The organism is Candidatus Latescibacterota bacterium (assembly GCA_019038625.1).
In the GTDB taxonomy this organism is placed as follows: domain Bacteria; phylum Krumholzibacteriota; class Krumholzibacteriia; order Krumholzibacteriales; family Krumholzibacteriaceae; genus JAGLYV01.
The window spans coordinates 1-9,486 of record JAHOYU010000260.1; the positions used below are offsets into that span (position 1 = coordinate 1).

7 protein-coding genes are annotated in these 9,486 nt (G+C 52.7%); 6 read left to right on the plus strand and 1 reads right to left on the minus strand.

Annotation, left to right across the window (positions count from 1 at the left end):
* Positions 1-749: HEAT repeat domain-containing protein (locus KOO63_16440; protein MBU8923406.1), on the minus strand; the 749-nt coding region annotated here is incomplete at its 3' end.
* 170 nt (positions 750-919) lie between these two features.
* Here KOO63_16440 and KOO63_16445 point away from each other — a divergent pair.
* The 6 genes from KOO63_16445 to purB all read left to right on the plus strand — a co-directional run.
* A complete protein-coding gene (locus tag KOO63_16445; protein MBU8923407.1) occupies positions 920-2,560 on the plus strand; it encodes a C69 family dipeptidase in 1,641 nt (546 codons plus the stop codon).
* 182 nt (positions 2,561-2,742) lie between these two features.
* Positions 2,743-4,776 carry a T9SS type A sorting domain-containing protein gene (locus tag KOO63_16450; protein ID MBU8923408.1) on the plus strand — a complete coding sequence of 678 codons (2,034 nt, stop codon included), beginning with the start codon at positions 2,743-2,745 and terminating at the stop codon, positions 4,774-4,776.
* Between the two features lie 771 nt (positions 4,777-5,547).
* The gene (truA, locus tag KOO63_16455) at positions 5,548-6,267 is read left to right on the plus strand and encodes a tRNA pseudouridine(38-40) synthase TruA (GenBank protein ID MBU8923409.1); all 720 of its coding nucleotides are present in this window, start codon (positions 5,548-5,550) and stop codon (positions 6,265-6,267) included.
* A 268-nt stretch (positions 6,268-6,535) separates the two neighbouring features.
* Positions 6,536-7,180 carry a fructose-6-phosphate aldolase gene (gene fsa / locus KOO63_16460; GenBank protein ID MBU8923410.1) on the plus strand — a complete coding sequence of 215 codons (645 nt, stop codon included), beginning with the start codon at positions 6,536-6,538 and terminating at the stop codon, positions 7,178-7,180.
* Between the two features lie 89 nt (positions 7,181-7,269).
* Positions 7,270-8,463 (plus strand): trypsin-like peptidase domain-containing protein, encoded by a 1,194-nt coding sequence (locus tag KOO63_16465; protein MBU8923411.1) that lies wholly within the window; start codon positions 7,270-7,272, stop codon positions 8,461-8,463.
* 29 nt (positions 8,464-8,492) lie between these two features.
* Positions 8,493-9,486 (plus strand): adenylosuccinate lyase (gene purB / locus KOO63_16470; protein MBU8923412.1); only part of this gene is annotated, 994 nt, incomplete at its 3' end.

A 9,486-nucleotide genomic window follows, 5' to 3' on the forward strand; every position in this document is an offset into this window, starting at 1 on the left:
GCTATGCGGACCGACTCATCTTCGTTCATCAGCAGGGCTATGATCTCGTCGTTGGCTCTGCAGTAGCCAAGGCGGCCCATGGCATAGACAGCTGAAGCCACTACAAGTGGCGCTGGGTCATGAATCGATATCAGACATGCTTCCGCGGACGATGAATCGCCCAGGACACTGAGGGCCATTACTGCCTCTACCCGCAGGGATGAGTTGAAATTCCTGAGGTAAGGAACGATCAATTCGGATGCCGATCGGAGTTTCGTAAGGCCCAGAGCCCGCAGCGCAGTTATCTTGATTTCCAGAGGGGCGGACTTCAGGACACCGTTTATCGATTCGAGGGTCATCTGTTCGGTCGATTTTCTGTGTCCGGCCAGTCCAAGGGAGAATACAGCGGCATTCTGTACATCGGGATCCTCATCTGTACATAATCTGGACAGGTAGTAGATTGTTCCAAGGGGGTCGTCCACTCGCCCGAGGACCTCTGCGCACCGCAACCTTATCAACGGGTCTGGATCTATGATGAGTCCCCGTATACCTTCTCCGAGGTCTCCAGCCTGTTCCATGACCGCAAGCGAAATCATCTTCGCCCGGCCCAGCTTGTTATCGAGGACGCTCGCATATTTCGAATCAGATCTGACTTCCATGGCAGCGATGGGGATGATGAACGCTACAGCAAGCGATACGGCGATTGTTTTCTTTAACGTTGACTCAATCATTATCATAGACATGTCTGCTCCTTTTACGGGTACCCTCATATCCCATTTCCTGCCACTTGAACGAGGGGATGTCAAGATGTTTTGATTTCAGGCTCCGTTCATTGTATTGTATCACAGTAGTATTTTTTGGCGAAAAACTATTCCTCGTATGTACAATAATCATCGCTGGTTGCTTGTCGACATCTACAAAACCTGAGTGGAGGGAAACGATGCGAAGATTTCTGGCCGTTTTTTTTGTAAGTCTGCCTGTTCTGCTGTTCTCGTTATCAAATGTGTTTTCATGCACGAACCTTCTTGTTACCAGAGGTGCGTCCGCTGACGGGTCGGTGATGATCACCTATACCTGTGATGGGGAATTTCATCCGATACTGAGGATGTCGCTCGCCGAGGACCACGGACCGGATGACGTTTTCGAGCTCAGGGACTGGTCGGGTAATGTGAAGGGGAAAGTGAAGCAGCCTGCACATACATATGCGGTGACAGGCCTGATGAACGAGCATCAGCTCGTTATCGGTGAAACGACATTTACCGGCCGGGAGGAACTGATATACAAGCAGGGGGGAATACATTACTGGTGGCTCATGCGCCTTGCTCTTCAGAGGGCGAAGACAGCGCGAGAAGCTATTGAGGTGATAGGCGCGCTGGTGGAGGAATATGGATACGCCAGTGAGGGAGAGTCATTTTCGATAGGTGACAAGGACGAAGCCTGGATCATGGAGATAATCGGAAAGGGGCCTGACACCAAGGGCGCGAACTGGGTGGCGATGAGGATTCCGGACGGTTACATCTGTGCCCACGCGAACAAGGCGAGGATCGGAGAATTTCCCCTGGACGATAAAAAGAACTGTCTGTACTCATCGGACGTCATTGATTTTGCCGTAGAGAAGGGATATTACGATCCAGATTCGGGAGAACCGTTCAGGTTTCACGAAGCCTACTGTCCTGCCACGCCGCAGAAGCTGCGATACTGCGCTACCCGCGTGTGGAGCCTCTTTCGGCGAGCCGCTCCTTCGAATGAACTTCCGGCCGACTACCACAGGGGAGTCAAAGGAGCCAGGCCATATCCACTCTGGATCAAACCGGATAAAAAACTGGCCAGGGAGGATGTCTTTGCTCTGATGCGCGACCATTACGAAGGCACCGATTACGATATGACAAAGGGTGTCGACGCTGGGCCGTTCGGAACGCCTAACCGGTGGCGCCCGATGAACTGGGAGATCGATGGGGGCGACTTCACATGGGAGAGACCGATATCGACCCAGCAGACGGGATTCTCTTTCGTGTCCCAGTCCCGTCGCGATCTACCCGACGCTATCGGTGGCATTCTCTGGTATGGAGTGGACGACACATACTTCACCGTATACGTACCATTCTACGCCTGCAATCAAAGGATCCCGAGGACCTTCCGATACGGAAACATGGCCGAGTTCGATTGGGATTCTGCCTGGTGGGTCTTCAACTTTGTCGCGAACTACGCCAATCTCAGGTACAGCTATATGAAGGAAGACATCCAGGCTGTTCAGAATGAGCTGGAGGATTATCTCAGTATGATGCAGCCTGCCGTGGAGAAGACTGCGCGCGATCTGTACAAAAAAGATCCGAAGCTCGCTGCCGATTACCTGACTTCATTCACCGATGCCTCGTCGCATAATGTGGTCGAGAGGTACAGGACGCTTGCCCATGACCTTATAAGGAAATACAATGATGGCTATATCCAGTCGGAGCCCGGCAGGGCGCGCGAAGAGGGGTACAGCGAGGAATGGTTGAGGAATGTCATCCAGCTCAGGCCGGATCAGTTCATTCTGGGCAGGTGGGATGCGGACTCGCTGGAGACCGATCTGCCTTACTAGGCGAGTTACTCCCTGCGAGAGCAAATGGGACAATATAATCGACCTGAAGAGTACGCCCAACTGTGTTATACTGGTGTAGTCGGTCATGTGCAGGCCTTACCGAAGGTATGAGACTGCCAGGATGGTAGTATCCGGCCCATTCAAGTGAGGGACACAGGTCATTCCAGGGGGAGTTGGATTTTATGAAAAATGCAGTGGTTTTCATTCTGTCCATTCTGATTGTTGTGACTATTAATTCAATTTCGGCCAGTGCTCAGTGGACTGACGATGGAACGGCAGTTTGTACGGAAGATTTCAACCAGTACGATCCCTCCATCTGCTCCGATGGAGTGGGAGGTGCAATAATCGTCTGGTCGGATGAGAGAACGGGGTATGCCGGAAAAAATATATATGCTCAGAGGATAACAGCGGCTGGTGAGCTTTTCTGGACCGCAGGGGGAGTACTGGTCTGCGACTCTGAGGGATTACGATACAGTCCTGTAGCATTGCCTGATGGTATGGGTGGAGCGGTCGTCTGCTGGATGGATACGAGGTCGGGTGTCGAGGAATTTGCACAGGTCTATGCCCAGAGGATCGGTCCGGACGGGAACATGCTTTGGACTGCCGGGGGGATCCTGATCAGCGGCATGGTCGATGAGGATCTCAGCCCCGGGTTCGCCGTCGGCCCGGACGGTTCATCCTATTTCTCCTGGCTGGAAGAGGTCCCTTCGCTGTACTGGGTGGTAATGGCACAGAGAATCTCTGCTGAGGGTTCAAATCTCTGGGCTAGTACGGGCACTGTCGTATGCGATTCTCTTGATTATCCATTCGATACAGAAATCGTCCAGGGTCTGAACGGGGGGGCTGTCGTTGCCTGGAGTATGGCCAGCTATGCTACTCCGGGAGGTGTGATCCGTGCGCAGCGTCTTGATGCCGACGGGGTCCCACTATGGACTGAGAATGGTATCAAGACTCACGAGGAATCAAGCAGGAACCCTGAACTCTACCTTGCCGCGGGAACCGACGGCGGAGTGTTTCTGGTCTGGCGTTCGTTTATCCTTCTCGGCCCGCCTACCGATTCGAAAGTCGACCTTGAACTGGATGTACAGTATATCGATTCTCTGGGGGTGGTGAGATCAGATCCGGGCTACGAATTTGTGGGGTATAGTTACAACTACCTTGGCATCCCCGATATGATGGTGACCGGTGATAACGAACTGGTCCTGGTATGGGATGAGGAGCTCAGCGGGGCACAGAGAGTATTCGCGCAGAAAATAGATGAGTACTGTCACTTGCAGTGGAATCCCACTGGAGTACCGGTCTGCCAGGAGATCAGTGATCAGCTCGAACCTGTGATCACAGGGGATGGGACGGACGGTTTCATAGTCGTCTGGACCGATATGAGGAACGGCTACATAGATATATTCGCTCAGAAGGTGGATATGGACGGAGACCTGGCTTGGGGAATAGTGGGAATGCCGGTGACGACAGAAGTCAATGTCCAGGACGCTCCGGTGGTCACCTGGGACATGACGGGTGGGGCGATAATTGCCTGGACAGACAAGAGGGAGATCATTCAGACAGATATCTACTGTGGAAAGATCGGCGCAGATGGAGGGATGGTTCCCGCGCTGCTTCAGACCTGGAGCGTATTGCCAGAAGGAAGGGCAGTCACTCTCGAATGGACTCTTCAGTCGATTTCACGCGGAATGGAATTTCTTGTCGAACGAGCGGTGGTCAGATCTGGTGATGAAGCTTTCAGTAATGATGCATCTGATGATGATGCTTCCCCGGACTGGATAAAAGTCATGTCAGGGATGATCGAACCTGCCGGCAACACTTACGATTTCAAAGACCTCGATGTTCATGCGGGGCAGGTATACCTGTATCAGGTTTCTCTGGTCGAGAAGGATGGGAACACGCTTCTTTTCGAATCAGGAGCGGTGCGGCTGCCTGATGCGAAAGTCTCGCTGGCCCAGAATCGCCCGAACCCGTTCAACCCATCAACGGTCATATCATACTATCTTCCAATCCCGGCAAAGGTGACTCTCGATATCTACGATGCTGCCGGGCGCCACATCGACAGGATAGTCGACGGGGCTCAGGCCGCCGGACCATACAAGGCTGTCTGGAACGGAACGTCAACAAACGCGACACCAGTTTCTTCAGGCGTATACTTCTACTACCTGCGTGCCGGCAAGGAATCGCTGAGAAAAAAAATGGTATTGCTCAGGTAACGGTTGTGTAGTTCGAGGAATATCGTGGTGCTCAGGCAGGGGCGATCCTGCTCAGGGAATATCATCTTGATCAGAAAAAACCAGGGGGCCACCATATTGGGCAGCCCCCTCCCCAAAGCTACCGTGCTTCCTTGAACCGGCGGCGGGTCTCATCATTTCCTGTGGCAGCAGCAAAGTTCAAAGTTCCTTTAGGCCTGCCGGAGCAAAACGGTGACTTTAGTCTGACGGTAGCGTTCATTTCTCTATTTTATTTTATCCAGGTGACTTTCATTTGATCTCCCTCTTTCGTAAAGCCCGGTTTCAGCACCTCACCATCTGGCGCCATGCCCGGCAACCAGACTCAGTCTGACGCCATGCCCGACGCCATACTCAGTGCTAAGACCGATCTCATCCCCGCGATGCTACATCCTTCACAGCGAAGTGTCTCGACTCCGGAGACAATCCGATGGACACAAGCGCCTCCGTAGGTCTGTTCTCATCCTGGGGTAATAGTCTTCGAGGCTTTAGATATGAGGCATACTTTGAAATACAGTTCTGGTTAAATGCAATCTTCGTTCCACCCGGCGACGCCCTGTCTGGGCAAGGGCGAAGAGACTTTCCTGTAGTTTCCTGTTATTTACTCTTCTTTCTCCGAGTCCCTGTATATTCTGAAAAACAGGTATTTATCCCTGCAACATTCTGATGATAAATAGTTGCTCCAGAGGCCTCATAATAGTGAAACTTGGAAATCGATTCGCATTCTGCTATTATCCGCCCATGGAAGAAAGCAGGATGAAAAATTTCAAGCTGACCATAGAGTACGATGGCACGGGTTATCACGGGTGGCAGATTCAGCCTGACAGAAAAACCGTGCAGGGACAGCTGTACCGCGCTTTCCACGAGATAGCCGGCGAAGATGTGAAGATAACTGGCGCGGGCAGGACAGACGCGGGAGTACACGCCGTGGGGCAGGTGGCAAGCGTCCGCCTGGAGACGAAGCATGGTCCCACCGTACTCCGCAAGGCTCTGACAGCAAAGCTGCCGAGGGATATCCTGGTGAGACATGTGGAAAAAGTGCCTCTGTCTTTCAGCGCGCGTTTCGACGCCACGAGCAGAAGTTACAACTATATATTCATCACCCGAAAGACCGCCCTGTGGAAGAGATATTACCATTACGTAAGAACTGATCTGGACAAGGGCGCGATGCGGACCGCCATGGCGACACTCAGGGGCGAGAAAGATTTTGCATCCTTTGCCTCTTCAAGCGATATCAAGTCGACCCGGTGCTACATGATGAAGGCCGATCTTCTTGAGAACGGCCCTCTGCTGACTATATCGCTGACCGCCGATCATTTCCTCTATAATATGGTCCGGACGATTGCTGGTGTGATCCTCGATGTGGGAATGGGAAAGGATATCGATATGGACGAGTTGATCGAGGCCAGGGACAGGCAGGCTGCGGGCAGGACATTGCCACCGAACGGACTCTATCTTATGGGCGTAACTTATTAAAATACACCATGTGATTCAAGAATCTACCAGACAGGAAGCACCGGCGGAGTTTTTTCCTGCACTGGGGATGTTTTTCTCTGCACTGGCAGAGCTTTTTTTCTGTACTCGCGGAGCTGTTTTCTGCGATCTGACTCCGAAATTGGTTGTTAGCCGGGGCCCATATATGTATAATTCTTGTTTCTTTTCAGGGGGTAATCCCTGTTGAACTATGACAGTCGAGAATACGGAATAAAATGAACCACTGAAGGTGGACAGGGGGAGGAAAAAGATGAAATTTTTTATCGATACCGCGAATGTGGACGAGATCAGGGAAGCTTCGAAAATGGGGCTGCTCGATGGTGTAACTACCAATCCTACACTGCTTTCCAGGGAAGATGGTAATTTCAGAGAGGTCCTGAAGGAGATCTGCTCGATTGTGGAGGGTCCGGTAAGTGCCGAGGTAGTCTCGCTCGAAGCGGACGGTATGTTCGCCGAGGGAAAAGAGCTTTGCAAGCTGGCAGATAATATCATCATCAAGGTCCCCTGTACGATGGAGGGGGTCAAAGCGATCGGTATGTTCAGTGCCGAGGGAATACAGACCAACGCCACACTCTGTTTTTCGGCAAATCAGGGGTTGCTCGTAGCGAAGGCCGGAGCTACCTATGTGAGCCCGTTCGTCGGCAGGCTGGACGATATCGGACAGCCGGGCATGGATCTGATCGCCGACATGGTGGAGATCTACGGTAATTTCGCTTTTGCTACCGAGATCATCGTAGCCAGCATCAGAAGCGTACAGCATGTATATGAATCGGCTCTTCTCGGTGCGGACGTGGCGACGATCCCTTTCAAGGTGATCGCGCAGCTGATCAAACATCCACTTACGGATAAGGGTATCGACAGTTTTCTTGCTGACTGGGAAAAGGTGAAGAAGTAGCACTTGAGATGAGGAAGTGATTTCTTGACCCCAGGGGTTTGGATGAAACGGTTTGGACAGGTAGTTGAAAAGAAGCAGGTGATCTGCGGGTGAGGTCTTTCGAATCTAAATGGTCGAAGTTCTTTCCGGTGATCGTGGGGTTGATGTTCGGCCTTTCGATATCCCTGCTTGTAATCACGATCACCCTGTTGACAAGGGTTTCGAAGGACGATGATTTCCTGCCCGAGTCGTCAGGCAATATCGTTACGGGCGGTACAGGGATATTCAGTGGAGAGGCCATTGTCGCCGCCAGGTACAGGGTCAGCCCTGCAGTCGTCTCAGTCACCGCCTACAGGACCCAGACGGTATATGCCAACCAGGCCTCGGACCAGTGGTTTCAGTTGTTCAGGGGCAGAAGTCCCCGGCTGACCAGACAGAAATATCCGAGTTACGGTTCCGGTGTCATCGTCAATCCCGACGGCTATATCCTCACCAACGAGCACGTGGTCCGCAACGCGGAAGAAATTTTTGTTACGATGAAGGACAGTACCGAGGTAGTCGCCATCCTCGTCGGGTCGACTCCTGAATTCGATATTGCTCTTCTCAAGATCGAGGGCAGAAAACTTCCATATGCTCCGTTCGGAGATTCCGACAGGATCGAGATCGGCGAGCCGGTGATCGCCATCGGAAGTCCTTTTACATATCTGTTCAATGACAATCAGGCGACGGTGACTGCCGGAGTGATCAGCGCCCTGCACAGGGACGTGAAGCAGGGATCGAGATCGGTGCAGATATTCAAGGATATGATACAGACCGACGCGGTGATCAATCCCGGAAACAGTGGTGGGCCTTTGGTCTCAAGCGAAGGGCTCGTCGTCGGTATAAATACATTCATCTTTTCCTCGAGCAGTGGCAGCAGCAATATCGGGATGGGTTTCGCCATTCCGGTAAACACCGCGAGGATGGTGATGGAGGAACTGAGGCAGTACGGCAGGTTCAGATCCGTCTGGACCGGCCTTGTAATAAGAGAGCTCACTCCGGTTATCGTACAGGAGCTGAACATTCCCTTCACAACGGGTCTTGTAGTTACCCAACTGGAGCAGGGGGGGCCGGGAGAGGCGGCCGGCATCCAGGTCGGAGACGTGATTATCGAGATAAACGGAACGACTATTCTCGGAGCGCCACAGGCCGAAAGAGAGATATTCGGACTGCAGGTGGGTGATTCCCTGGACATCGTCCTGTGGCGAAATGGAAGTACTATCAGTGTACAGCTGCATCTCGTGGAGGCCCAGGATCGGGCCTGATGATTTGATACAGTAACGAAGGAGGAGATTTGATTCCCCGCTATTCACTTCCCGAAGTGGCAGATATATGGACCGATGAATATAAATATGGACTCTGGCAGGAGATCGAGGTCCTCTATTGTGAAGGCATGGCCGCAATAGGCATCATCCCGAAGAAGGACGCCAGGGCGATAAGAAAGAAAGCTGATTTCGATATCAAAAGGGTCCTTAAGATAGAAAAGAAGACCAGGCATGATGTGATAGCTTTCCTGACCAACATGACGGAATATATCGGAGAGCCGGGCCGTTTTCTGCATCTCGGGATGACCAGTTCGGACCTGCTCGATACAGCGCTTGCCTGCCAGATGAAGGCGGCCGGAGCGGTCAACCTCCGCAAGCTCAAGCGTCTGCGTACGGTGCTGAAGCGCCAGGCCCTGCGGTACAAGCACACGCCGATCACCGGAAGGAGCCACGGTATCCATGCCGAACCGACGACTTTCGGCTTGAAGCTTCTCGTCTGGTACGCCGAGACGGAAAGAAATATCGAGAGGCTCGAGAGGGCGATCGAGGAAGTATCGGTGGGGCAGATGACTGGGGCAGTAGGAACGATGTCTCACACCGATTATAGAGTCGAGAAATTCGTGATGCAGAAACTCGGACTGAAGGCTGCTCAGGTCACCACCCAGATAATCCAGCGTGACAGGCACGCTAACTATCTCTCTACTTTTGCCATAGTGGGCGCTTCTCTCGAGAAGATGGCCACAGAGATAAGGGGCCTGCAGCGCACCGAGGTAGGCGAGGTGGAGGAGCCGTTCACAAAGGGACAGAAGGGTTCGAGCGCAATGCCTCACAAGCGCAATCCCATCCTGACCGAAAGAGTGGCTGGAATGGCAAGGCTCCTCAGGGGCAACGCCATGGCGGCGATGGAGAATGTCGCCCTTTGGCATGAGAGAGACATCAGTCATTCGAGTGTAGAGAGAGTGATCCTGCCCGACTCGACGATGACCCTGGCCTATATGCTCGAGAAGCTCACGTGGGTCCTCG

Bases quoted from the DNA above. Each gene is read 5' to 3' on its own strand.
- KOO63_16445 (MBU8923407.1), top strand. From the start codon at position 920: ATGCGAAGATTTCTGGCCGTTTTTTTTGTAAGTCTGCCTGTTCTGCTG.
- KOO63_16450 (MBU8923408.1), top strand. From the start codon at position 2,743: ATGAAAAATGCAGTGGTTTTCATTCTGTCCATTCTGATTGTTGTGACT.
- truA (MBU8923409.1), top strand. From the start codon at position 5,548: ATGAAAAATTTCAAGCTGACCATAGAGTACGATGGCACGGGTTATCAC.
- fsa (MBU8923410.1), top strand. From the start codon at position 6,536: ATGAAATTTTTTATCGATACCGCGAATGTGGACGAGATCAGGGAAGCT.